At 38.3% G+C, this 24,182-nt stretch carries 25 protein-coding genes; 20 read left to right on the plus strand and 5 right to left on the minus strand.

Annotation, left to right across the window (positions count from 1 at the left end):
• Window positions 1-101: 101 nt before the first annotated feature.
• Complete coding sequence (locus tag JFU24_RS25160) at window positions 102-863, minus strand: DUF1189 domain-containing protein (protein WP_201185827.1); 762 nt, start codon at window positions 861-863, stop codon at window positions 102-104.
• A gap of 163 nt (window positions 864-1,026) precedes the next feature.
• On the opposite strand from JFU24_RS25160, the gene JFU24_RS25165 reads away from it, so the two are divergent.
• The 9 genes from JFU24_RS25165 (at window position 1,027) to phoU (ending at window position 11,013) form a co-directional block, all read left to right on the plus strand.
• Window positions 1,027-1,512, plus strand: coding sequence for a DUF456 domain-containing protein (locus JFU24_RS25165; RefSeq protein ID WP_056528682.1), 486 nt, complete (start codon window positions 1,027-1,029; stop codon window positions 1,510-1,512).
• 141 nt (window positions 1,513-1,653) lie between these two features.
• Window positions 1,654-2,262 (plus strand): superoxide dismutase SodA, encoded by a 609-nt coding sequence (sodA, locus tag JFU24_RS25170; protein ID WP_053346971.1) that lies wholly within the window; start codon window positions 1,654-1,656, stop codon window positions 2,260-2,262.
• A 415-nt stretch (window positions 2,263-2,677) separates the two neighbouring features.
• Window positions 2,678-3,892 carry an MFS transporter gene (locus JFU24_RS25175; protein WP_201250666.1) on the plus strand — a complete coding sequence of 405 codons (1,215 nt, stop codon included), beginning with the start codon at window positions 2,678-2,680 and terminating at the stop codon, window positions 3,890-3,892.
• A gap of 198 nt (window positions 3,893-4,090) precedes the next feature.
• Window positions 4,091-6,259, plus strand: a complete 2,169-nt coding sequence (locus tag JFU24_RS25180; protein WP_201185825.1) for a peptidoglycan D,D-transpeptidase FtsI family protein — start codon at window positions 4,091-4,093, stop codon at window positions 6,257-6,259.
• Between the two features lie 356 nt (window positions 6,260-6,615).
• Window positions 6,616-7,581, plus strand: a complete 966-nt coding sequence (locus tag JFU24_RS25185) for a PstS family phosphate ABC transporter substrate-binding protein (protein ID WP_053346968.1) — start codon at window positions 6,616-6,618, stop codon at window positions 7,579-7,581.
• Window positions 7,582-7,669: 88 nt separating this feature from the next.
• On the plus strand, window positions 7,670-8,608 hold the full coding sequence (pstC, locus tag JFU24_RS25190; RefSeq protein ID WP_376181771.1) for a phosphate ABC transporter permease subunit PstC: 939 nt from the start codon (window positions 7,670-7,672) through the stop codon (window positions 8,606-8,608).
• Window positions 8,609-8,611: 3 nt separating this feature from the next.
• Window positions 8,612-9,490: a phosphate ABC transporter permease PstA gene (gene pstA, locus JFU24_RS25195; RefSeq protein ID WP_201223641.1), complete on the plus strand. Its 879-nt coding sequence runs from the start codon at window positions 8,612-8,614 to the stop codon at window positions 9,488-9,490.
• A gap of 16 nt (window positions 9,491-9,506) precedes the next feature.
• The gene (gene pstB / locus JFU24_RS25200; RefSeq protein WP_053346965.1) at window positions 9,507-10,340 is read left to right on the plus strand and encodes a phosphate ABC transporter ATP-binding protein PstB; all 834 of its coding nucleotides are present in this window, start codon (window positions 9,507-9,509) and stop codon (window positions 10,338-10,340) included.
• Window positions 10,341-10,359: 19 nt separating this feature from the next.
• Complete coding sequence (gene phoU / locus JFU24_RS25205) at window positions 10,360-11,013, plus strand: phosphate signaling complex protein PhoU (protein ID WP_053346964.1); 654 nt, start codon at window positions 10,360-10,362, stop codon at window positions 11,011-11,013.
• A 70-nt stretch (window positions 11,014-11,083) separates the two neighbouring features.
• On the opposite strand, the gene JFU24_RS25210 is transcribed toward phoU, so the two are convergent.
• Both JFU24_RS25210 and JFU24_RS25215 read right to left on the minus strand, forming a co-directional pair.
• Window positions 11,084-11,575: a hypothetical protein gene (locus tag JFU24_RS25210; protein ID WP_201250667.1), complete on the minus strand. Its 492-nt coding sequence runs from the start codon at window positions 11,573-11,575 to the stop codon at window positions 11,084-11,086.
• Window positions 11,568-11,960 (minus strand): hypothetical protein, encoded by a 393-nt coding sequence (locus tag JFU24_RS25215; protein WP_201223643.1) that lies wholly within the window; start codon window positions 11,958-11,960, stop codon window positions 11,568-11,570. The genes JFU24_RS25210 and JFU24_RS25215 overlap by 8 nt, the downstream gene beginning before the upstream one ends.
• Before the next feature lie 429 nt (window positions 11,961-12,389).
• On the opposite strand from JFU24_RS25215, the gene JFU24_RS25220 reads away from it, so the two are divergent.
• The 5 genes from JFU24_RS25220 (at window position 12,390) to JFU24_RS25240 (ending at window position 16,017) form a co-directional block, all read left to right on the plus strand.
• Window positions 12,390-13,004: a hypothetical protein gene (locus tag JFU24_RS25220; protein WP_201185815.1), complete on the plus strand. Its 615-nt coding sequence runs from the start codon at window positions 12,390-12,392 to the stop codon at window positions 13,002-13,004.
• Between the two features lie 109 nt (window positions 13,005-13,113).
• Window positions 13,114-13,263 (plus strand): 50S ribosomal protein L33, encoded by a 150-nt coding sequence (gene rpmG, locus JFU24_RS25225; protein WP_028391797.1) that lies wholly within the window; start codon window positions 13,114-13,116, stop codon window positions 13,261-13,263.
• A 202-nt stretch (window positions 13,264-13,465) separates the two neighbouring features.
• Window positions 13,466-14,038, plus strand: a complete 573-nt coding sequence (locus JFU24_RS25230; protein ID WP_053346960.1) for a 5-formyltetrahydrofolate cyclo-ligase — start codon at window positions 13,466-13,468, stop codon at window positions 14,036-14,038.
• Between the two features lie 78 nt (window positions 14,039-14,116).
• Window positions 14,117-14,305, plus strand: a complete 189-nt coding sequence (locus JFU24_RS25235; RefSeq protein ID WP_053346959.1) for a hypothetical protein — start codon at window positions 14,117-14,119, stop codon at window positions 14,303-14,305.
• A 176-nt stretch (window positions 14,306-14,481) separates the two neighbouring features.
• Entirely contained in the window at window positions 14,482-16,017 is a 1,536-nt protein-coding gene (locus tag JFU24_RS25240) for a rhomboid family intramembrane serine protease (RefSeq protein ID WP_201250668.1), read from the plus strand.
• Here the strand turns inward: JFU24_RS25240 and JFU24_RS25245 are convergent.
• Window positions 16,012-16,869, minus strand: coding sequence for a hypothetical protein (locus JFU24_RS25245; protein ID WP_201223647.1), 858 nt, complete (start codon window positions 16,867-16,869; stop codon window positions 16,012-16,014). The genes JFU24_RS25240 and JFU24_RS25245 overlap by 6 nt on opposite strands.
• A gap of 238 nt (window positions 16,870-17,107) precedes the next feature.
• On the opposite strand from JFU24_RS25245, the gene JFU24_RS25250 reads away from it, so the two are divergent.
• The 5 genes from JFU24_RS25250 to JFU24_RS25270 all read left to right on the plus strand — a co-directional run bounded on the left by JFU24_RS25250 (window position 17,108) and on the right by JFU24_RS25270 (window position 23,043).
• The gene (locus tag JFU24_RS25250; RefSeq protein ID WP_053346956.1) at window positions 17,108-17,317 is read left to right on the plus strand and encodes a YqgQ family protein; all 210 of its coding nucleotides are present in this window, start codon (window positions 17,108-17,110) and stop codon (window positions 17,315-17,317) included.
• A gap of 13 nt (window positions 17,318-17,330) precedes the next feature.
• Window positions 17,331-18,302, plus strand: coding sequence for an ROK family glucokinase (locus tag JFU24_RS25255; protein ID WP_201250669.1), 972 nt, complete (start codon window positions 17,331-17,333; stop codon window positions 18,300-18,302).
• Between the two features lie 225 nt (window positions 18,303-18,527).
• Window positions 18,528-20,378 (plus strand): LTA synthase family protein, encoded by a 1,851-nt coding sequence (locus JFU24_RS25260; RefSeq protein WP_201223649.1) that lies wholly within the window; start codon window positions 18,528-18,530, stop codon window positions 20,376-20,378.
• 155 nt (window positions 20,379-20,533) lie between these two features.
• Window positions 20,534-21,700 (plus strand): M14 family metallopeptidase, encoded by a 1,167-nt coding sequence (locus tag JFU24_RS25265; RefSeq protein WP_201250670.1) that lies wholly within the window; start codon window positions 20,534-20,536, stop codon window positions 21,698-21,700.
• A 170-nt stretch (window positions 21,701-21,870) separates the two neighbouring features.
• Complete coding sequence (locus JFU24_RS25270) at window positions 21,871-23,043, plus strand: YqgU-like beta propeller domain-containing protein (protein WP_201185802.1); 1,173 nt, start codon at window positions 21,871-21,873, stop codon at window positions 23,041-23,043.
• Between the two features lie 41 nt (window positions 23,044-23,084).
• On the opposite strand, the gene JFU24_RS25275 is transcribed toward JFU24_RS25270, so the two are convergent.
• A complete protein-coding gene (locus tag JFU24_RS25275) occupies window positions 23,085-23,258 on the minus strand; it encodes a DUF2759 domain-containing protein (protein ID WP_082527590.1) in 174 nt (57 codons plus the stop codon).
• Between the two features lie 233 nt (window positions 23,259-23,491).
• On the opposite strand from JFU24_RS25275, the gene JFU24_RS25280 reads away from it, so the two are divergent.
• Window positions 23,492-24,118 (plus strand): MBL fold metallo-hydrolase, encoded by a 627-nt coding sequence (locus tag JFU24_RS25280; RefSeq protein WP_201185800.1) that lies wholly within the window; start codon window positions 23,492-23,494, stop codon window positions 24,116-24,118.
• Window positions 24,119-24,182 lie beyond the last annotated feature (64 nt).

Raw genomic sequence — 24,182 nt, forward strand, 5'->3', positions numbered from 1 at the left:
TAATAAATAACAACTGAGTGATTGTTTAACAGTGATATTTCCAAAGTAAAAACCCGGGCCTTATCGGCGCGGGTTTTTGCAATTCATTAGCATATAATTCATTATTCCTTAACAGCTGATGTTTCTTTAATCGATAAGTACATCATAATTAATGTCACAAACCAGCTAAGGAGCGAAGCAAATGGAACATTTGCCTTAAAGATGTCCATGATGGTAAAGAAAATAGTGGAAAGTGTAATACTGTATGCACCAATTCTCCATAGATGCCTATAAGCAAGCGAACGACCAAGAGTGCTTTTGAAAAGAAGACCAAAAGCGGCTAGAATTGTCACTTTAATGAATGTTCCACAAGCAGTAAACAGGTATAATATGAGAAGCAGTAGCGAAAGGATAATCGGCAGCACAGAATCGACTGAATCAAGCCAAATGGATATGTCCTGATTATTTCCTTCTAAAAGGGAATAAGGAGAAGTTTGAACGTTACCACCAGAAACGAAAACCAGCTCAGATTTTAAAAGGGCGATTGCCTCATCGGCTTTAGAGCCCACATCTTCTGGGGTCAAGGTCCCTGAACCGTCTACAAAAATTTGGTATCCGTTTTTATTCAAGATAAATGGCTCGCTACTTTCAGACGTTAATGTGCCATTTTTAATTTCAAATTCCGGCAAATCTTCAGATACTGTTTCGTGCATCGCATCAATCCCATCCGCAACCATTGTACCGAAGTAAAAAGCTGAAGGGAGAAAGGCAACAAGGCTTAATAAAAATACAAATAGAATCGTTTTTCCAATTCCTTGGTTTTGAAAGGAAGCGATATCTTTAGGTGAATACAAGCTTACCCATAGTTGTTTGAATATGTTCAATGTTTTCAGCACCTATCTATTGTAATATACCTATCCAATTTTAACTACATGGTAAAAATAAAACAACCTGTATTCTACTTCAATGGTTTCACATATCTGTAAACAGGTAATTATGAAGAGATAGAGGCAAATTATAAATGAAATGTGAAAGGGCGTTTTAATTGTGGATACAATATTTTGGATAATTATAGTCCTGATGTTCATAGTGGGCTTTGTCGGATTGATTTTTCCAGTTATTCCAAGCGTTTTATTTATATTTGGGGGGATTTTGTTATATGGGCTATTTTATTCCTTTGAACCTTTTGGATGGTTCTTTTGGACAGTCCAAATTTTATTTGTCATTCTCTTATTCGCAGCAGATTATATCGCAAACATGGTCGGGGTCAAAAAATATGGAGGGACCAAAGCGGGGGTTTGGGGCAGTACAATCGGGCTTCTTGTCGGACCATTTGTGATACCATTTGTCGGGATATTAATCGGGCCTTTTATAGGCGCATTCCTGGCAGAAATCATAGTCCATAAAAAAGACCCTATTACTGCATCTAAAATCGGCCTTGGTTCCGTTATCGGATTTATAAGCAGTGTGATTACAAAAGGTATCATCCAACTTTTGATGATTGCGTATTTTTTATTCGTGGTATTCTCATAGGAAATAGAAATGAATTGAAAAAATGAGGCATAAGGTTTGAAACCGTTTCAAAAATTTGATACTCTATTGCTAGCGAGCTTTAGGTATCTTAAGAGAACTAGAGCCCTCAAAAAAACAGCTTACATAGGGAGGAATTTTATTATGGCTTTCGAACTTCCACAATTACCGTATGCATATGACGCATTAGAACCACACATCGACAAAGAAACAATGAACATTCACCACACTAAACATCACAACACGTATGTGACTAACTTGAACAATGCTCTAGAAGGCAACCAAGAACTTCTAAGCAAAAGCGTTGAAGAAATTGTTGCTAATCTTGATGCAGTACCTGAAGCTGTTCGTACAGCTGTACGTAACAATGGTGGTGGACATGCTAACCACTCATTATTCTGGGAAATCCTTTCACCAAACGGTGGCGGACAACCAACTGGTGAATTAGCTGATGCTATCACTTCTAAATTTGGCAGCTTTGACAGCTTTAAAGAAGAGTTCGCTAAAGCGGCTACTACTCGTTTTGGATCTGGCTGGGCATGGCTTGCTGTAAACAACGGTGAGTTAGAAGTAACAAGCACACCGAACCAAGACAACCCATTATCAGAAGGTAAAACTCCACTTCTTGGATTGGATGTTTGGGAGCATGCTTACTACCTAAACTACCAAAACCGTCGTCCTGAATACATCAATTCTTTCTGGAATGTTGTTAACTGGGATGAAGTTGCAAAACGTTACAGCGCAGCTAAATAATTAGTAGGAATTAAAAAGACGGGAATCCCTTTTACGGGGATTCCCGTTTTTTGTTTATCTCTGTCTACGCCTTACGGGCTAGCCAATCGATGAGTTTTCTTTACACTGCTCTAACCCGTTGTGGGGAAGAAAATTCGAGGAAGTAACGGGTTAAGGTAACAAGTGTAAGGGCACCTACATCTCTGTCTACGGCTTACAGGCTAGCCAATCGATGAGTTTTCTTTACACTTCTTATAACCCGTTGTGGGGAAGGGAATTCGAGGAAGTAACGGGTTAAGGTAACAAGTGTAAGGGCAACTACATCTCTGTCTACGCCTTACAGGCTAGCCAATCGATGAGTTTTCTTTACTTTTTTCCACATAAATACCCTTGTTTTTTCAAACACTAGAGTGGAATTTAAAGGAGAGTTAAAACAATGGGTATTTTAGAGAGATGGATGGGTGAAGCGGGAGCGAAGAAGGATTTGCATCTCCTCTTGCTGATTGGCGGCCTGTACAGCCTCAGTATCGCTTTATCCAATACATTCGTTAATGTGTATCTGTGGAAACAATCCGGTCAAATTGTTGATATTGCCGTATATAATCTAACCGTGGTGCTTTTTCAACCGCTAACCTTTGTATTCGCTGGCAGATTAGCGAAAAAAGTAGACCGGATTATTGTCCTGCGTTTGGGTGTTATCTTTTTGGCCCTATTTTATTTATCAGTTCTTTTGGTCGGCACACGGGCCACGGATTTCATTTGGCTACTTGGTGCACTGTTAGGGATTGGGTATGGGTTCTATTGGCTTGCTTATAATGTGTTGACTTTTGAGATTACGGAACCAGAAACAAGAGACTTCTTCAATGGATTTTTAGGGATTTTATCTTCATTTGGAGGGATGATTGGTCCCATTCTTTCAGGGTTTATCATTTCGAGGCTCGAGAAATTCACAGGTTATTCTATTGTTTTCGGATTATCGTTACTTTTGTTTTCAATAGCAGTGTTTCTCAGCTTTTCATTAAAAAGGCGTCCGGCTCATGGGAAATACTTTTTCATACGGATAATGGAGGAACGAAAAAATAATCGCAATTGGCTTTTAATAACTCGTGCTCACTTTTTTCAGGGGATACGAGAAGGAACATTCATGTTTATCATTTCGATTATTGTTTTTATTCAGACGGATAGTGAACTTGCTTTGGGCAGTTATGGGCTCTTAAATTCAGCTATATCTTTTATTGCTTATTTTGTTGCTTCTCGATATATAAAACAGCCGATGCGAAAAAAAGCAATTCTTGTTGGGGGAATCCTGTTGTATGCAGGAATCTTGCTAATTGCTTTTGATATCACATTTGGAAAGATTCTCATTTATGGGGCAATCGTTGCAATCGCCTACCCAATTCTACTCGTACCGTATATATCATTGACTTATGATATTATAGGCCGTGCTTGGAATGCCGCAGAAATGAGAATTGAATATATCGTAGTTCGTGAGCTGTTCGTTCATTTTGGAAGAATCGTTTCTATATTAGGATTTATTCTGTCAGTCAAGTTTTTCGATCTAAAACAGATCCTGCCAATATATCTGCTAATCGTCGGGGCGGGGCATACTATGATTTATTGGTTTGTGCGGAAAATCGACATCAATGACTAAAATTGAAAAGAGGCCTTTGAGGCCTCTTTTCAATATCTAAGACTTACGATTTTTGAAATTATGAGCCGTAAGTCACTTTTTATGTAAAGTTCGTTAGATGTTTAATATTTCTAGAACACTAAGGTAGAAAAAAATATAAATGTTCTATAGAATGGTATAGGACTATTATGACTATGTAAAAAGGATGTGTGGCTTAGTGTGAATAAAAAGAAAAAGAAAAAGACGCATGTGCCTTTCAGATTGAATATTCTTTTCTTTTTAGTATTTGTTTTGTTTTCTGCTTTAATTTTGCGTTTGGGTGTTGTACAGATTGTGTATGGTGATGATTACCGGCGCGAGATTGAAAGAACAGAGGAAGTGACCGTGAATAATTCGGTGCCCCGTGGGAAAATGTATGACCGTAATTTAAAACTGATGGTCGACAACCAACCACTGGATGCAATTACATATACAAGAAAGCAAGGTACGAAACAAAAAGAAATGGTCGAAACGGCTGAGAAACTTGCGAAGTTGATTGATAAAGAAACGGATAAAGTGACGGATCGTGATAAAAAGGATTTTTGGATTTTAAATAATCCAGAGCTTGCCGAGAAAAAGATTACGGATAAAGAGAGAAAACAAGTAGAAGAGGGCGAGCTTGAAGAAGGTGATTTGTATAAGCTTCAGCTTGATCGAATTACTGAGAAAGAAATGGAGATTCCTAAAGAAGAAATGGAAGTCCTTGCTATCTATAGAGAATTCGCAAGCGGATATGCTCTGACTCCGCAAATTGTGAAAAACAAGAAAGTAACGAAGGAAGAATTTGCAAAGGTGAGTGAACACCTTGATTCGCTTCCTGGGGTTGATGTATCAACGGATTGGGATCGTTTCTATACGTATAATAAAACACTCAAGTCTGTGTTAGGGAAGGTCTCTTCCTCTGAAGAAGGATTGCCTAGTGAGAGTTTGAACTATTATCTAGCACGTGATTATAGTCGGAATGACCGAGTTGGTAAGAGTTATATTGAGGCGCAATATGAGGATATTCTTCAAGGACAGAAAGCTAAGGTAAGGAATGTGACCGATAAATCAGGGAACATTGTGGATTCCGAAGTGATTACAGAAGGTTCGCGAGGAAAAGATCTTATATTGACAGTTGATATGGATTTACAACTTGCAACAGAGGAAATCATTGAAAAGCAATTGATTGCCAAGAAAAGAATGGGCAACACTAAGTTCTTGGATAGAGCTTTTGTCGTTATGATGGATCCTAATACAGGGGAAATTTTAACGATGGCTGGTAAGAAATATGAGAAGGATTCAAAAACAGGGAAATCTTCCATAGAGGACTTTGCATTAGGGAATATTACGACTTCCTATACGATGGGCTCCTCAGTAAAAGGTGCTACCGTTTTAACAGGTTATCAGCAAGGAGCTATCCAACCGGGTACATACTTTTATGATACGAAGTTGAAAATCAAAGGTACCAAGCCTAAAGGTTCTTACAGTAACTTCGGGAATATTAATGATTTAACCGCCTTAAAAGTATCCTCGAACGTTTATATGTTTAGGACAGCGATTAATATTGCAGGTGCAAATTATGTTCCGAACGAACCATTAAATATAAGTTCAAGCGCATTTTCAACCATGCGTAATTCATTTGCCCAGTTTGGCTTGGGTGTCCGTACGGGGATTGACCTACCGAATGAAATGAGTGGATTCAAAGGTTCGGAAACGTCACCAGGTAAGCTGCTTGACCTCGCAATCGGACAGTATGATACGTACACACCGATGCAGCTTGTGCAGTATGTTTCAGCCATTGCGAATGGTGGAAATCGTATGAAGCCGCATATGGTTAAGGAAATCCGTGATCCTGTTGATAATAATGAGGAATTGGGTCCTGTTGCGGAAGACGTTTCACCAACTGTCCTTAATCGTCTTGAAATGAAGGAAGAATGGATAGAACGTGTGCAGAGCGGTTTCGAGAAAGTTTCGATGGAACAAGGCGGAACAGCATATACTTACTTTGGGAATAAATCATATACGGTAGCGGCTAAAACTGGGACGGCGCAAGCGTTCTATGATGGTCCGAACCGAGCGGATTATAGCGAACCTCAAGATACGATGAATATCACGTTGGTCGGCTATGCACCTGCTGAAAACCCTGAAGTTGCTTTTGCTGTTGTTGTCCCGTGGGCGTACCAGGGCCATTCGGGACATAATATGAGTAAAGAAATTGGCGAAGAGATTATGGATACTTATTTCAAACTGAAAAAAGAGCGTGCTAAGAAAGGGAAGACTGAAGAAACGACTGAGTTGAAGGTAGAGAATGGTAAAGACGTTCAAAAAGAGCAGGCTGAAATAAGAAATAGTCAGGAAAATGAATAAAAAGTCATAAAACACGTTTTTGGGTAAAACCGAAAGCGTGTTTTTTTGTCATAAAGTAAAATTGCTCTGCCTCGACCTTTGCACTTTCCACATATGAAAAAGACTTATAATCACTTCAGTTGGAGTTGGAGTAATTTCCCTCTCATGTAAACAGGCACTGGGCACAAAATAAGAGAGTGATTAATGGAAAAGATACTGTTGTTAATTAGTACCATATTACTTTCTGACTACCTTTACAATATATAAACAATTATTTACTTAATGTTTACAATTGCTTTAAACGGAATTTACAGTCAAAACGTATGATGTGTTTGTAGGACAAAATATTCATATAAAATTCTTAGGGGGATTTACAAATGAGACGTTTCAAATTTATGGCAATGACTGCAGTAATGGGTGGAGTAATAGCAGTGGCAGCTGGATGTGGATCTAATGATACTTCAAACAGCGGTAAAGGAAATGAAACGGCTTCAGATAAACTCAAGGGCGAAGTGATTATGGATGGTTCATCGACTGTATTTCCAATCATGGAAGCAGTTGCTGAAGAATATATGGCGGCACAACCTGATGTTAAAGTATCTGTAGGATCATCGGGAACAGGTGGAGGATTTAAAAAATTCATCGCTGGAGAAACGGATCTAACTAATGCGTCCCGACCAGTCAAAGACGAAGAAAGTGCGTTACTTGATGAAAAGGGAGTTAAGTATACAGAAATGAAGCTTGCGTTTGATGGTATTTCTATCGTTGTCAATAAAGATAATGAGTTCATCGATAAAATGACAGTTGACGAACTAAGAAAGCTTTGGGTTGACAATGGATCAGTGAAGAAATGGTCTGATATACGTCCGGAATGGCCGAAGGAAGAAATTAAATTTTACTCTCCGGGAACTGATTCTGGCACATATGATTATTTCAACGAAGTTATTTTAGAGGAAAAACCAATGGTCGAAAATGCGACTCTTTCTGAAGATGATAACGTTCTTGTACAAGGGGTAGAAGGTGACAAAAATGCGATTGGTTTCTTCGGATTTGCTTACTATGCAGAAAATAAGGATAAATTAAAAGTTGTATCCATCGATAACGGTAAGGGTGCTGTTGAGCCTACACATGAAACGATTAAAAGCGGAGAGTATGCACCACTGTCTCGTCCTTTGTACACATATGTATCCAATAAAAGTGTAGCTGAAAAAGAACAAGTGGCTGATTATACTCAATTCGTCATTGAAAATGCTGGAGAGCTTTCTGAAGAAGTAGGCTACGTCAGCTTACCGGAAGAAGAGTACAAGAAGGATCTTGAAAAATTGAACGAACTAAAAAAATAATCAGTTTAACAGGCTGCCCAATCTCTTAGTATAAATAGAGGGATTGGGTAGCCCCTTAATATTGCGTGTCTGAAATGGAGGATACATGTTGGAACCGAAACAAACAGATACCTATTCTGTACAGCAATTAATTCTAGAAAAGAAAAGCAAAAAAAGATGGAATATAGAAAAACTCATTCCTAAGCTGTTGTTCCTTACAGCGGTAATTTCTGTATTAATTACCATTGGGATAGTCCTTACGTTGATTTTCGAAACTTTTATATTTTTTGAGAAAGTGTCCATCGTGGAGTTTTTAACAGGACATAAATGGTTACCCTTTGCATCCACGCCTTCATTTGGGGTTATGCCACTTGTTGTTGGAACATTAAAGGTAACGGTAATAGCGGCGATAGTTGCAGTTCCGATAGGTCTTGCAACCGCCATTTTCTTGAGTGAATATGCATCAGAGAAAACACGGAGAATCATTAAGCCGATTTTAGAAGTTTTAGCTGGAATCCCTACTATCGTTTACGGCTTCTTTGCCTTAACCTTTGTAACGCCAGTATTGCGGGATATATTCCCTTCCCTTGACATGTTCAATGCTATAAGTCCTGGGATTGTGGTAGGAATCATGATCATGCCGATGATTGCCTCTTTATCGGAAGATGCACTTGTCTCAGTACCGAAATCGATTCGTGAAGGTGCGTATGCTCTAGGAGCTACAAAGCTGGAAACGACGATTAAAGTGGTATTGCCAGCAGCCATGTCCGGTATCGTTGCTTCAATTGTCCTGGCTTTATCCAGAGCAATTGGAGAGACCATGATCGTAAGTGTCGCAGGTGGATCGACTCCAAGTATGAGTATGGACGTCACAAATTCTATTCAAACGATGACTGCCTATATCGTACAGGTGAGTACTGGAGACGCAGGGTACGGGACAACGATTTACTACAGCATATATGCGGTTGGAATGACACTGTTCGTCTTTACGCTTATTATGAATTTATTGGCGCAGTTCATCTCCCGCAAGTTCAGGGAGGAATATTAAAACATGAAACTGATAAACAAAAATCATGTTGTAAAAAAAATGCCCACTCGGCTGGCGGTTAACTCGATATGTAAAGGATTATTCTTCTTAGCAACCTTATTTGGCCTTCTGGTATTGGCCATCTTATTTTATCGGATATTGACTCAAGGAATTGGTCATTTAAATTTAGATTTCTTCCAGAATTTCGCTTCAAGGAGACCGGAAGAGGCTGGTGTAAAGGCAGCTCTTATCGGTTCGATATGGTTAATGGCCGTCGTTACCCCAGTTTCCCTTCTTCTCGGTGTGGGAACGGCGATTTATTTAGAGGAATATGCACGAAAGAATTGGATCACATCTTTTATAAAGCTGAATATATCCAACCTGGCAGGTGTTCCGTCAATTGTATTTGGATTGCTCGGTTTAACGGTTTTCGTTAGGGCTCTAGCCTTGGATCGCTCCGTGTTGGCAGCAGGTTTGACGATGAGCCTACTCGTCTTGCCAGTCATCATTGTTGCAGCTCAGGAAGCCATACGTTCTGTACCGCGTGACTTAAGGGAAGCTTCTTATGGAATGGGTGCAACAAAGTGGCAGACAATTTTAAAAGTGGTTCTTCCAGCTGCGATACCTGGTATTTTGACAGGTGGAATACTAGCTTTATCCCGGGCGATTGGGGAAACGGCTCCATTAGTTGTGGTTGGTATCCCGTTGTTCATCGCCTTTTTACCGCAATCGGTCATGGATACTTTTACGGTGCTACCGATGCAAATCTATAACTGGACATCCCGACCACAGGAAGAATTTCAGCAGGTTGCGGCTGCAGGTATCATCGTTTTACTTGCCCTGTTAATTTTAATGAATTCGATAGCTGTCATAATCCGTAACAAGTTCCAGAAAAGATACTGATTGGAGGAAGGAAAGAATGAATATGACATTAACGGGACCCAAAAAGGCTCCAACAGTTGGAATAGAAAATGAAAATGCAGATTCTGTTTTCTTAAAGGAAACGGTGTATGAAACGTCAGATCTCAATTTATGGTACGGTGAAAACCATGCTTTAAAAAATATTAACCTAGATATGTATCAAAATGAAGTGACCGCCATTATCGGGCCTTCAGGATGTGGAAAATCTACCTACATCAAAACGTTAAATCGGATGATTGAACTTGTTCCAGATGTTAAAACGACTGGGCAGATTAAATATAGGAACCGCAATATTCTAGATCAGTCTTACAAGGTAGAAGATTTAAGGACACAGGTTGGTATGGTTTTCCAAAAACCTAATCCCTTCCCTAAATCAATTTATGAAAATGTTATATACGGACCAAAAATCCACGGTATCAAAAATAAAAAGATTCTAGACCAAATCGTAGAAAAGAGTTTAAAAGGGGCAGCCATTTGGGATGAAGTGAAAGACCGTCTGCATGAAAATGCGTATGGACTTTCTGGTGGACAGCAACAGCGCCTTTGTATCGCTCGTTGTCTGGCGATTGAACCTGATGTCATTTTAATGGATGAACCGACCTCTGCCCTTGATCCTATTTCCACTTTGAAAATAGAAGAATTAGTCCAAGAGCTAAAAAAAGATTTCAGTATAATCATCGTTACTCATAATATGCAGCAGGCAGCTCGTATCTCTGATAAAACGGCCTTCTTCTTAAATGGGGAAGTCATCGAGTATTCAGACACTAACACTATCTTTTCGAACCCGAATGATAAGAGAACAGAAGATTATATTACCGGACGTTTTGGCTGAATGAAAGGGAGATGCGACAATGGTTGTTCGTGAAAATTTTGAGCTTCAATTAAAAGAATTGCAAGAGAAAATAGTGAGGTTGGCTAATTTAGCTTCAGGTGCGATATCAAAATCATTCACCGCTTTGGAAAACAAGAATCTTGAAGAGGCTCTTGAAGTTATTGATAATGATACAATAGCTGATTTATTAGAAGAGGAAATTAATGACTTTGCGATTTTACTGATTGCTAAGCAACAGCCGGTTGCGATTGATTTGCGGAGAATAATTGCTGCTATAAAAATAGCTTCAGATATTGAGAGGATGGCGGACTTTGGCGTCAATATCGCTAAATCAGCCATCCGAATCGGTGACCAGCCATTTATTCTGCCTTTAACACCATTAAAGCAGATGCATGATATTACATTAAAGATGATTGAACTTTCGATAGATGCATTTGAGAAGGAAGATGTTGTTCTTTCAAGAGAAATCATTGAAATGGATGATGAGGTCGATCGCTTTTATGGAGAGATGATTCGAAGTCTCCTTCGACTTTCAGATGAAAAAAACCTTCAGCAGATCACACAGCTTTCTTTAATTGCCCGTTATTTAGAAAGAACGGCTGACCATACAACGAATATAGCTGAAAATATCTACTTTCTGGTAAGAGGGAGATATATTGGCAGGAATGAATGAATACATTCCTAAATGGAAAAAGAGTGACTTTTTTTTCGGACAAAGTCCAATTAAAAAGTCTCTCTTTTTTTTAATGAGTTAAAGTATGGGCCAACTGTCTGTATGTCATATTATTAGTAACGACAAAGACGCCGATTTGAACATTTTTAGAGAAATCATGTTCATTCATATAAGCTTCAAAGCCAGCAGCATCATCGATGATTTTCTCTTTAGCTAGAATCTGGGTAATTTCTGTAGCGGTCATATTCGATTTCACTTTTAAAGTATAGGGGACGATTGTGTCTTCCTTTTTGGAAACCTCTTTCTCTTTCGTTTCCTGAATCGGACTTACATCTTGTTTTTTCTGTTTTTCTTTGTCCTCACTCTTCGACGGCTTGCCCGCTATTTCGCCTTCATCCGTCGGAGATGACACGATAAATCCTTTTTTTACGAGCAATTCCTTAGCTTCCTCCGTAGTCGGAGCGTGGCCTGCATTCGCCCCTGTGCCATAATAAAAGCCAGCAAAGATTGCGGTGGAAAAAATGATACCGGCGGAAAGACCCTGCAGTGTTGCTTTATTCATCTTCGTTTCCCCGCAATCTATGTTGTTCGATGACAGAGATGGTTTGTTCTTTTGTTAAAGAGGATTGCTTAGCGATTTGATTCAAAGAAAGGCCTTGGCTGTATAAAGAAAGAACCTGGCTTTTTAAAATTTTATGAATAGGCTCCAATTCATTGGTAGAAACAGCTTGTTGGAATTTGGATTCAGGATTAATCAGCTCATCCTGAATAACAAATTCCTCCTCAAGAATCTTCACTTTCTTCTTTAATTGGTAGATATCCTGCATATAGGTTAAGGTCATTTGCTCTAGATCTTCTTCTAACTTGGCAATCTTATCTTGTTTGAAAAAAGATATCATAAGTATAACGATGGCTAATGAGAATAATAGAATAATAAGGGCTTCCATGCTTTCACCTCAGAAGAGAATTTTCGACATTTACTTATATTTTACACATATTTTTTAAAAAATTGGTGATTTTCATATTTTTATATCAACTAAAATAACATGTAACTTCATATTAAGTTTTTTTTGTATCGAATTTTTGTCGAAAAGCATGATGCCTTTTACTGAGGTGGAAAATTTTTGATTTTAAAACATGGAAAAACCCTTTGCTAGCCAACTTAAATAAAATTCGACAAAATGTGTTTATTGTCCATAAGCCAATTCAATGCTAACATGAAGATAGAATAAAAAGAAAAGACGAAATATTTTGAATAGTTAATTATAAGTGAAAACCAAAGAAGAATATGGTGTGCAGAATCTAAAAAGGATAGTTTCGCTGTCAGCGCCTAACGATAAGTTATATATAAATTAATTAGAGAAAGGGATGATTGTATGAGTTCACTATCCGCGTATATGCCGCAGGATAACCAGGAATTATATCGAAAGGGGTTAAAGGCTGGGCTATGGATGGACGAGAGTTTTGATTGGTATCCTGAAGAGGATATAATGAGTCATCCTAATGGGGAGATACGGACGCTTGTACAAACTTATACTCAGGGACAGGTAACCTTTTCAAAGTTTACGATAAGGAATACCTCATTTGAGCCTAAACATCCGAAGGTGTTTTTTCACTATGAAAACGCTTTCGAAAGGCAGGCAGTGGCTTTTTACAGTCCAAATGAAAGGGCAATTTTACATGTTGCTCCTCAATCGATTGCTTTATTAGGGGGATTGGTAAAGGGTAAAAGTATCTCGCAATATTGCATTCAAGGTAAAGGAAGCCTTTATCAAGAGGGGTGTTTTAAATCACTGAAAGAAGGACTACTTGCCTATTCACCGCTTGCCAAGGGAGAGGTCACGAGTATGTTTACCTTAGAGACGGAGATCTTGCCGAAGGAATGTGTAGAGGCAGTCGCTTGGGCCATTCATGCTGAAACTAGAGAAGAAGCGAAAATCATAAATAATCAGCTTCTCCTGGCGATGCAAAACATGGGTAATAAACTATAAAAAAAGTTTATGTTGTATTTCCCGAAAACATACTAGCAATTCACAACAAATAATGCTATTATAGAAAAGTCCTATGTGAAAAAGTCAATATGTTTGGAGGGAAATACACATGCGCGTGAATATTACGTTAGCTTGCACTGAATGTGGAGACCGTAACTATATTTCTAAAAAAAATAAACGTAACAATCCAGACCGTCTTGAGCTTAAAAAATACTGCTCAAGAGAAAAACGCAGCACCACTCACCGTGAAACAAAGTAAGCAACAGGATTTTTCCTGTTGTTTTTTTTATGCTTTTTTGATTGTCTCCGCTTTAATATTCGATTTTTGAAAGAATCTAGCCCCTTTTATTAAACCTTTTTCTAATATGCACGGAATAATTCGACAATTTTCTACTTCGTATTTAGTAAATGAATAAATATTATGAGATAATAATAGAAGTAGACTAAAGGAGTCGGAAAAGATGAGAGAACATAAGAAAAAGCTCCGGCAGGAAGTTAGATCTCGTTTAATGGAGCTAACCAAAGAGGAGCACGAAGAATTATCGAATAAAATTGCTGAAAACTTATTTTCCCTTGATGAATGGAAAAAAGCTAAAACCATTGGGATTACTATTTCAATTCCTCCGGAAGTTCCAACTGTCCGTATTATCGAGCAAGCATGGAGTGAGGGAAAAGAAGTAGCCGTTCCAAAATGTGACCCTGAAAAGAAGACGATGGAGTTCAAAAAGATTATGTCCTTTAATCAGCTGGAATCTGTTTATTATGGACTACTTGAACCTGTAGCTGAAACAAATAAAGCTACTATTGAGGAATTAGATGTATTAGTTGTACCAGGTCTTGCTTTTACAAAAGAAGGATATCGACTGGGGTTTGGGGGCGGCTATTATGACCGTTTTCTCTCTTATTACCGAGGAGCTACATTAGCTCTTACATACGAAGTTCAAATAATAGATGATCTGCCTATTGAGGTGCATGATATCGCGGTGGGTAAACTTATTACCCCAACAAAGGTTTTACGGACATATGCCCATTAGAAGATGAAGTTCATTAATTATCATTTTTAGCTCATAAAAATCCTATCCTGTATCACACTAACGGTAGGAGGGATTGTTATGCTTCGATTAATTGTTCAGATTTTCTTGGTTGGATTAGTGGTTTATGCGGGCTATCAAAACAGGTATCGCTTGATAAATGTTGCGCTATCTAACGGCTTAGTAAGAAGGTTTCTAGTGACCAAATCCTTGGATATGCCAATTGTCAGGGATAAAATGATGCAAAGCATGTTCAGTCAGACCAAATGATGATGTCAGCCTTTTAAAAAGGAACCTGAATAAGGGTTCCTTTTTTATTTAAAAGGAGATAAAGATTGGAATTAAACAGTCTCTTTTTTTACTTTTTTCTTAATTTCGTCTATAGTTTTAATTAAATGAAACAGGAATTTTAGAAGGAAAAGATTCATTGGAAAGTGGGGAAGGTATTGGGATTTAAAGAGGATTATTTGTTTTGGGAGACTGTAAGGCAGTTGTCAACCCAATATGATTATCGAATGATCACTGTCACGGAAAACCATCAGGAGATTTGGCTCGAAAGCGATAAAAATAAGGAGTTCCCGGTCATCAGACTTATTCGTCATGATTTGGATTGGGCAAACTGGCTGAAACGCGATATTGACCGAACCTTACAGAATGGGGAAAAAATCCGAAGGAAATTATACAAAAAACCTATTTCGATATTAAGTATCTACGTGAGTAAATTTGCTCCAGTAGATGATTATGAATTTAGTTTGCAGCCTGCATCATTTCAAAAAACGAAGGTTAACACGTTTATTTTAGCTTGTGAAACGTTTCCCGCTTCGTTACAAAATCTTGAGCATGTCCTAAAAAAACCGCTAATCATTCACGATCTGAAAGCTGAAGATTTAGATGAAGAAAAAGTTCTCACGTTAAAGCAGGCCGCCATCACGGAATCCGTTAAAAAGACTAAGGCTGAGCAAAAAGTGTTTCAAAATTCTAAACCATTCTTTACATATATATTCATTGCGATACAAATAGCTGTTTTTATCTTGATGGAGTTCAATGGTGGAAGCACCAATTCGAAGACGCTGATTGAGTTTGGAGCTAAATATTCTCCCTACATCATGCAAGGGGAATGGTGGAGATTCTTTAGCCCGATGATCGTTCATATTGGCTTTATCCATTTACTTATGAATACATTTTCGTTGTATTTAATCGGTGCTGAAGTAGAAAGGATTTATGGAAACGCCAGGTTCTTATTCATTTATATTTTTGCTGGGTTTGCCGGGACTTTGGGCAGCTTTATTATGACACCAAATCTTTCAGCAGGAGCGAGCGGTGCTATTTTCGGCTGCTTTGGGGCACTTCTGTATTTTGGAATTGTATATCCGAAATTATTTATGCGATCTATGGGCTCTTCGGTCATCGTTTTAATTATTATTAATCTGGTTTATGGTTTCACTGTTTCAGGCATTGACAATGCAGGGCATATTGGCGGATTGATTGGCGGCTTCTTGGCTGCTGGAGTGGTCCACCTTCCAAAAGCTAAAAATCTCTTGCGTCAGCTGGCCTTTTTAATAGGAACGGCAATACTGACATATATCTTGCTGCAATTCGGTTTTAACCATCAGAATAGTGCAGCTATAGATGATAAAACCATGGCTAGGTTGGCCCTGGAATACATTGACAATGAAGAAGAAGATAAAGCGGAGGATTTATTGGTCAAATATGTGAATGAAAATTCTGACGCACCGCTTTCACTTTTTATACTAGGAAATTTATCTTTTGGTGCAGAGGATATAAATCAGGCTCGTGATTATTATGAAAAAGCGATTGAACAAAACCCTGAATTACATGAAGCCCATTACAATCTGGCCTTAGTTTATGTGAATCTAGGGTTGTATGATCAAGCTAAAGAACAAGCTCAAAAGGCAATTGAGCTTGCTCCAGAGAAAAAATCATATACTAAATTGTTAACAGAAATTGAAAATCAACTATAGCTTCTGACGTAGCATAATAGGGGTACCGTCTTCCAGTGTAAACAAGACAAGTATTTCACTTTGATTCTTTGCTACAAGCAATTGGGGGATGGTGCTACCTTGTGAACTCACAGTAGAGCCGTCCTCCTTTTTTACGCCTAACACATAATTTTTATAAAGTCCTTCCCAAAGCTTTCCTACAATTTCTTCACGTTGGAATTGGGGAAAGGCAGAAAGCCATTGGTTTTTTTTTGAGGGTAACTCGGTTAATGAGATAATTTTGTACTGATCTTGATTAATTTGAAATGTATTACTAGCTTCCTCCAAACTGTTTTGAGTAATTTCATCGGTCAAGTTGTCCAGCGTTTTTTTCCATTCGTTCTGTACTTCGGAAAGAGGTCTATGGAAATATTGAAAAGTTGGTGTAGTTACGGTATAAAGTTTATCTTTACTTAGTTGTTGAGCACTGGTAAAAATGGTTTCAGTTGGGTGTACCTCGGCATAGTGAAAAGTTACGGCTTCATAACGCCCGCTTTCGCTTTCTTTGGATTTAGCTTTTTGGGAGAGTCCTTGTTTATTTTGTCTCCAATTTTTTAAAGATCCAGTCAATTTCCCATTTTTGTATAGCAGGGAGACATCTTGGCGTAGGTAGGCAGACCGGTCCAACGAAGAATTGACCTTCCAAGTTATAGAGTATGTTGAATCTCCTGTTTTTTTCGGCGTCAAATGAGTGGCAGCTTGTTCAAAATGGAGAGAGGTATCGATAGGAAAATAAATAATGGTTTCCTCTACCTGATTTTTATTTGAAAAATAAAGGATGACAAAAATGGTAGTTAATACTAATAAAGCAGTATACTTCAATTGTAGTTTCATTTTTCCCCTCCGTTTTAACGTATGATGTCTGTTCAAAATACTAGGTTGGTTCGAATAATGAAATATGGAAATTTCAAAAGACCTTCAATGAACGTTCACTTTCCTAATGTTTCATCATATGAATAGAGTTGGACATCTATGAGGGGATGGGAAAAATTATCATAAGGGGAAATCTGCGCTTGTTACATAGCGGCGGATTCGTTATACTTTCCTATAGAATAGAGTAAAGAGGTTTATTATGAAAACATTTTATGATCTTCAACAATATTTGAAAAGATTCGGGACATTTATTTATATTGGTGATCGTTTAGCCGAGCTTGAACTGATGGAAGCAGAAATCAGAGAAATTCATCGAATGCAGATGATGGACACAAAAGATTATCAAATGGCGATACTTTTAATTAGGCAGCAATTGTCTCTTGAAAGGGAAAAGCAGAAAAAAAATTGATAAAAAGGTGAGAATGATGGAAAAGTGGCTGATGGGTGTCGATTTAGGCGGTACAACTACCAAGCTTGCTCTAATTAATCTATACGGAGAGATTATTCATAAATGGGAAATCAGCACTGACATCTCCGAAAATGGCAAATTCATTACGATGAACATAGCCAAAGCGATTGATGCGAAGCTTGAAGAACTCAATGAACCGAAGAGTAAGGTGTTTGGTATAGGAATGGGCGCCCCTGGTCCTGTGAAATTTGTTAACGGTTCCATTTATGAAGCCATCAATATAGGATGGAAAGACTATCCTTTAAAAGATCTATTGGAAGTGGAGACATCTCTTCCAGCTGTAATCGATAATGATGCCAATATGGCAGCATTGGGGGAAATGTGGAAAGGCGCGGGTAATGGAGCCAAGGACCTTGTATGTGTTACTCTTGGAACAGGTGTAGGTGGCGGAATCATCCATAATGGGCAAATCGTCCATGGTACAAGTGGGGCGGCGGGTGAAATTGGACATATAACCGTTGTAACAGATGGTGGAGCTCCATGCAATTGCGGGAAAACGGGTTGTTTGGAAACGGTTGCTTCAGCAACAGGAATCGTCCGACTGGCTTTAGAGGCTTTGCACAATTCCGAGCAAATGTCCCTTCTTCAGCAGAAAATCAACGAGGGAATTATGCTCTCTTCTAAATTGTTATTCCAATGTGCAAATGCAGGTGATCCTCTATCTAAAGCTGTGGTAGATAAGGTATGCAATTACTTAGGGTTAGCCTTATCACATGTTGGGAATGTCATGAATCCAGATAAAATCGTTATTGGTGGAGGCGTTTCACAAGCCGGAGACATTCTGCTCGCCAATGTCCGTTCGGCATTTGAAAAATATTCATTTAAGCGGGTTTGTAAATCAACGGAAATTAGCCTTGCAACACTAGGCAATGATGCAGGGGTAATTGGAGCAGCTTGGCTTATTAAAAATCAATTAAATCCATGATTCTTTCCTTATAACCCTGTACAAACAGGGTTATAAGGTTGATTAATGCAATTTTCAAATAAGTTTGTGCATCTAACAAATTGTAAGGCTTCATCTCAGTTATGAAGTTCAATTTTTCTACTAACTATCAGTTGTAAGTGAACAATGAATCGTGATGGAAAGTGTTTTGTTGTTTGGAAGTAAAAGATTATAGCTCCAACGCTTTTTTTATTAGGAGGGACCAGATTGAAAAGGGACTTCAAGAAACAGAAATATTCGTTATTTTGGGTTGTGTTTTTATCACTTTGGCTTAAAACATACATCGCTTATAAAACAAGTTTTGAGATAGATATTGAAAATTGGATTCAGGAAATCATATTATTCATTAATCCGGTCAGCTTCCTTTTGCTTGCTCTTGGCGTAAATATTTTTTTGAAAGAAACCAGACGAACAGCCTATTTGTTAACCATGAGTTTCTTAATTACCTTAGTACTGTTTGCCAACCTTGTTTTTTTTCGCTTTTTTAATGATTTTTTAACCATTCCAGTGCTTTTTCAGACGAGCAATATGAGCGACCTTGGAAGCAGTGTTCATGAACTGATTAATGCGAGTGACCTTTTGTATTTTGTTGATCTTCTTTTCTTGATAATACTTTTAAAATCCAAACCGAAATTATTCTATAATCGAGCGAACAATCTGCAGGATCGGAAATTCTATTTACTAATGACGATAGGAATTACGTTTTTTAACCTAGCGTTAGCAGAAGCGGAGCGTCCTGAACTCCTTACTCGTACTTTTGACCGTGAAATCCTCGTTAAAAACATCGGTACGTACCATTACCACCTGTATGATGCAATATTACAGACAAAATCATCGGCTCAGCGTGCTTTAGCAGATGGCAGTGAATTGACTGAGATTGAAAATTATGTTCGCGCCAATCATAAAGCAGAGAATGATGACTTCTATGGGCTTGCCAAAGGAAAAAATGTGATTCTTGTATCATTGGAATCCACCCAGAGCTTTGTCATCAATAAAACCGTGAATGGTGAAGAAATCACCCCGTTTTTGAATAAATTTATTAAAGAGAGCTATTACTTTGATAACTTTTATCACCAAACTGGTCAAGGAAAAACGTCCGATTCCGAGTTCATTATTGAAAATTCTCTCTATCCATTAGGACGAGGCGCGGTATTTTTTACACATGCCCAGAATGAATACAAAGCTACTCCTGAAATATTAAAGGAAAATGGCTACTATACAGCTTCCTTGCATGCCAATAACAAAAGTTTTTGGAATCGTGATTTGATGTATGAATCTCTTGGGTACCAGCGTTTTTATAATAGTGATGATTATGAGGTTTCAGAAAAAAATTCGGTCAATTGGGGTTTGAATGATAAGTCATTTTTCCAGCAATCAATTGCTCACTTAAAGGGAATGCCGGAGCCTTTTTATGCAAAGTTCATAACTTTAACCAATCATTTCCCATTTACATTGAATGAAGAAGACAGGACACTGGAAGAATACAATTCTAATTCCAAAACATTGAATCAATATTTTCCGACTGTCCGCTATACTGACGAAGCGCTAGAACAATTTATCACGGATTTGAAACGTGACGGTTTATATGAAGATTCTATTATTGTATTATATGGCGACCATTATGGAATTTCGGAAAATCACAACTCAGCGATGAGCCAGTTCCTTGGGAAAGAGATCACGCCGTTCGAATCCATTCAACTTCAGCGTGTCCCATTGATCGTTCATATTCCTGGGGAGAAGGGACAAACCATTTCCACCGTTTCTGGTCAGATTGATGTAAGGCCTACTCTCCTTCATTTACTGGGTATTGAAAATGATGATTATATCGAATTCGGAAAAGACTTATTTTCTAAGGAGAAAATTGATTTTACCGTTCTTCGCGATAGCAGCTTCATCATGAAGAATTATCTCTATACTATGGATACCTGCTATGATAAAAAAACCGGAGAGCCTACGGAAAAGGAATCATGTGAAAGGTATTTGGAAAAGGCAAAGCAAGAGCTTGAATACTCAGACAAAATCATATACGGAGATTTGCTTCGATTTTATGAGCATTGATGTAAGGAACCTGGTGAAAACCAGGTTTTTTGTTTTTCAAAGATAATTCAACTGGAATTCAGGATAACCGTATCCTTTTATAAAACGCTGGAGCTTGGTGAACATCTTTCGGCTTTTCGTTTCATAAAGATTAAACAATGAAAGGGGCGAAGGCTATGAGAGTTGTGAGCAGAAGCGGTGATAGGTTGGCGTATTACAGTGTTTTGTTTCAAATTCCAAAAGAATTAATTGAGGATGCCAATCCCGATATTCATGAAGGAATTTTGCCAGAAGGCCTGGATGTGGAAATTCCCGGTTTCATTCTTCAGAAGGAAACCCGGCTAGATATCGATTTAGCAGCTATTGCTTTACAATATCAACTGCCTATTGATGCGTTATTAATGGTAAATCATGTTGAACAAAGACCATTTTCTGTACCCGTTCGAATCATGGAACCTCTCCTTGTCACCGAAAAGCTCTATGATTATCAGTCGCTTCTTGATGACCTAGAAATTTTATCTTTTCATTACCCTTTTATAAAAGTTGAATCGATTGGTGTGAGTGTGTTAGGGAAAGAGCTCCTTGAAGTAAGAATAGGTAAAGGTGATAAGGTTATTCATTACAACGGTTCTTTTCATGCAAATGAATGGATTACATCGGCGGTCTTGATGAAATGGTTGAATGATTTGCTACTTTCAGTTACGAATGGTAGTTCTCTTTGCGGAATGGATTGCCTGCCCTTCTATAGAGATGTGACTATTTCGATGGTTCCAATGGTAAACCCGGATGGGGTTGATCTTGTTCTTAAGGGGGCAGTGGCTGCAGAGGAAAAGGTTGATGTGCTGAAAATAAATAATGATAACCCTGCATTTTATGCCTGGAAAGCCAATATTCGTGGAGTAGATCTGAATAATCAATATCCAGCTAATTGGGAGATTGAAAAGAAGAGGAAGGTTCCAAAGGCGCCTGCACCGAGGGATTTTCCAGGAGAGACCTGTTTATCAGAGCCAGAAGCAGTGGCCATGAAGGAGTTGGCTGAAAGACGAAATTTTGAAAGAGTGATAGCGCTTCATACACAGGGAAAAGAGTTTTATTGGGGATATGAAGGACATGAACCAGAGCAGGCAGCAAATATAGCAAAAGAGTTTGAGGAGAGGAGCGGATACCGTGCTGTCCAATATGTTGACAGCCATGCAGGGTATAAGGATTGGTTTATTCAGGAGTTCAAGCGGGTAGGATTCACAATTGAATTGGGTAAGGGAATTAATCCACTTCCACTATCGCATATGCCTACCATATATGAAGATTCAGTGAAGATTTTAATGGCAGGGCTGTATATGTGATGACGATTTTCGAAGGAATATACTTCCACGAAAATATAAGATAATTATTCGCCACATTTTCTCTTTTTTACTTTATAATGAAAGTCGTAAGGGTTTCGATTGGAAATCTTTACTCTTTCTAATGTCTCGCTCACATATGCCAGGCGTTTTAGTTTTGAAGTGGGAGGTGTGTGGAGATTAAAGTATCCAAAGCAGCTCTTTGTAAGCAGCTGTCTATCTGTAAGATGTTGTGTTTCGTAGCATTATTTATCTCCACTATCCTACTTATCTCGGCTTGTGAGCCTTCCAAGGACCTTAGTAAACCCGTAAATGATACGGAAAAAGAACACTCCCAATCTAACCAAGAAACTTCATTAAGCACATTAAAGATCCCAGCTTCAAAAACAGAAAAGATCGAAGCTATTTATGGATGGCTTGATTCTAAAACCATTTTATATTCTGTGAAGCAGGATGGTAATGATTTATCACAGTTGATGGTATGGAATTTGGAAACGAATGATACTTCCATTTTTTATCAGCCGTCTTTTGCGCTTTCTGAAGTATCAATCAGTCCAGCTGGTACGCATATTTTGGTATCGTCCTTCACGTCTTCAGGTAAAGCATCAATAGCGATCCTTGATCAAACAGGAAATCCGCTGTATTCTGTGGCAATACCAGCCTATGAATTAACTTATGAGTGGAATTCATATCAAGATGGCATGTTGTTTTTATCTAGTTTTAATGAAGACTGGACATACAGCAGTTATGTGTTAAATCCAGAAAAGCAAACAATGGAAACGCTCGACTTTCCGCAGCCATTTGCTCAGTGGTCAAGTGAAAAAGAACTGATGTTTCTTGATTGGAATAGGGAAGAACCCGCTTTGACGGCTCCTTTAGAAAGAAAAGCGCTGAATGATGATGGAGTAGAAAGCCTAATGCTCGATGTTATTCACTTTAAAAAAATGAAACAGGCGCTAATGACGATTCAAGTGGAGACAGAAAAACAAGATCGGGGTACATATGCTTTTTATGATGAGACAAACAAACCGATCCACTCTTTTTCCGTACCGCTATTGAAAAGCTTTTCAGATTGGGTGATTCCATCCTATGATTTCATTGAAAAAAATAAGGAATTTATAACCTTTATTCCTAATGAATCAAAAGATGTTGACCAATATGATGGCAGGTTTACCTTAACTAAATTAAATTGGGAAAAAGGCACACAAGAAGAATTGATGAAGGACATGGAAAATGAACCATTAAGCTGTTCGCTTGATGGCAGCCTATGCTTATATGGATATCAATTTGAGAAAATCATTGATATGAAAACCCATCAAATACAGAGATTATTTAAAGAAAGTTAATGACCTAAAACAAAAGCCCGCCGCATGGCGAGCTTTTTTCTTTAATGTGCAACAGGAAAACCGCTGTTGATGACAGTCATAACAGTAAACCAACCAAACACGACTGCACTACCTGCTGCAAAAATGAATCCTAAGAAGTTTCTGTGTTTTAATGAGGTAACCACTGCTGCTGCACCTAGGATAGCCACAAGTCCGAAAACAACCATTAATATCATATCAAAACCCCCTTTTAAGTAATGAAAACCTAATCTCTAATAATATACCCAGAGAATAAAGTAACTACCAAAAATATGTAGAAAAGATTGCATTTGTTAATATTTTAATATTTTTTCAATTGTTTGTCGAGGTTTAAAAGGTGACACTTCCATGGCTTGAGTAAACTGGATTAACAATAGCAGCCTAAATTGGTGTAAGATAAGGGTAGAAAATCATAATGGAGTTGATGAAAATGAAATGGACTCAAATTCCTTTAGGCCCGCTGCAAACGAATTGCTATGTAGTTTCCGATGGACAGAACTGCATTATTTTCGATCCGGGTGAGGAGCCGCAGAAAATTATTCAGTACATACAAACTAAAAAGTTAAAGCCGCTAGCGATTTTATTAACACATGCTCATTTTGACCATATCGGAGCACTTGATGCAATCCGCGACTATTATGAGATACCTGCGTATATTCATGAAAAGGAAGCAAAGTGGTTGCTTGATCCTGCATTAAATGGTTCACAGAAGTGGTTCCCGGAAAACCCAATGCGGATGAAGCCGGCCGACCATATTCTCGTAAATGAGCAGGAACTTACTATTGGTGGGTTCACTTTTGAAGTATTCGAAACCCCTGGGCACTCACCGGGCAGCGTGTCTTATTATGCGAAGGAAGAGCGGTTGCTCTTTTCCGGGGATGTTTTATTCCAGGGAAGTGTTGGCAGAACCGATTTAATTGGCGGAAGCGAAGCAGTGCTTTTAAAAAGCATTGATACAAAACTGCTAACGCTTTCTGATGATACTATTGTTTTTCCTGGTCATGGGCCAGTTACGACGATCTTAGATGAAAAGAATACAAACCCCTTTTTGAGATAAAAACTTTTGCAGGTGCCAGGTTTGGCACCTTTTTTTATTGTTGAATTTAAAAATGTAAATTTAT

This window comes from Peribacillus sp. TH27, assembly GCF_016650915.1.
Taxonomy (GTDB): Bacteria; Bacillota; Bacilli; order Bacillales; family DSM-1321; genus Peribacillus; species Peribacillus butanolivorans.

What these genes read in the sequence shown, in the direction of transcription:
- sodA (WP_053346971.1), top strand. Translation starts at nt 1,654, where the DNA reads ATGGCTTTCGAACTTCCACAATTACCGTATGCATATGACGCATTAGAA.
- JFU24_RS25175 (WP_201250666.1), top strand. Translation starts at nt 2,678, where the DNA reads ATGGGTATTTTAGAGAGATGGATGGGTGAAGCGGGAGCGAAGAAGGAT.
- JFU24_RS25185 (WP_053346968.1), top strand. Translation starts at nt 6,616, where the DNA reads ATGAGACGTTTCAAATTTATGGCAATGACTGCAGTAATGGGTGGAGTA.
- pstA (WP_201223641.1), top strand. Translation starts at nt 8,612, where the DNA reads ATGAAACTGATAAACAAAAATCATGTTGTAAAAAAAATGCCCACTCGG.
- pstB (WP_053346965.1), top strand. Translation starts at nt 9,507, where the DNA reads ATGAATATGACATTAACGGGACCCAAAAAGGCTCCAACAGTTGGAATA.
- phoU (WP_053346964.1), top strand. Translation starts at nt 10,360, where the DNA reads ATGGTTGTTCGTGAAAATTTTGAGCTTCAATTAAAAGAATTGCAAGAG.
- JFU24_RS25210 (WP_201250667.1), bottom strand. Translation starts at nt 11,575, where the DNA reads ATGAATAAAGCAACACTGCAGGGTCTTTCCGCCGGTATCATTTTTTCC.
- JFU24_RS25215 (WP_201223643.1), bottom strand. Translation starts at nt 11,960, where the DNA reads ATGGAAGCCCTTATTATTCTATTATTCTCATTAGCCATCGTTATACTT.
- JFU24_RS25220 (WP_201185815.1), top strand. Translation starts at nt 12,390, where the DNA reads ATGAGTTCACTATCCGCGTATATGCCGCAGGATAACCAGGAATTATAT.
- rpmG (WP_028391797.1), top strand. Translation starts at nt 13,114, where the DNA reads ATGCGCGTGAATATTACGTTAGCTTGCACTGAATGTGGAGACCGTAAC.
- JFU24_RS25230 (WP_053346960.1), top strand. Translation starts at nt 13,466, where the DNA reads ATGAGAGAACATAAGAAAAAGCTCCGGCAGGAAGTTAGATCTCGTTTA.
- JFU24_RS25235 (WP_053346959.1), top strand. Translation starts at nt 14,117, where the DNA reads ATGCTTCGATTAATTGTTCAGATTTTCTTGGTTGGATTAGTGGTTTAT.
- JFU24_RS25245 (WP_201223647.1), bottom strand. Translation starts at nt 16,869, where the DNA reads ATGAAACTACAATTGAAGTATACTGCTTTATTAGTATTAACTACCATT.
- JFU24_RS25250 (WP_053346956.1), top strand. Translation starts at nt 17,108, where the DNA reads ATGAAAACATTTTATGATCTTCAACAATATTTGAAAAGATTCGGGACA.
- JFU24_RS25255 (WP_201250669.1), top strand. Translation starts at nt 17,331, where the DNA reads ATGATGGAAAAGTGGCTGATGGGTGTCGATTTAGGCGGTACAACTACC.
- JFU24_RS25265 (WP_201250670.1), top strand. Translation starts at nt 20,534, where the DNA reads ATGAGAGTTGTGAGCAGAAGCGGTGATAGGTTGGCGTATTACAGTGTT.
- JFU24_RS25275 (WP_082527590.1), bottom strand. Translation starts at nt 23,258, where the DNA reads ATGATATTAATGGTTGTTTTCGGACTTGTGGCTATCCTAGGTGCAGCA.
- JFU24_RS25280 (WP_201185800.1), top strand. Translation starts at nt 23,492, where the DNA reads ATGAAATGGACTCAAATTCCTTTAGGCCCGCTGCAAACGAATTGCTAT.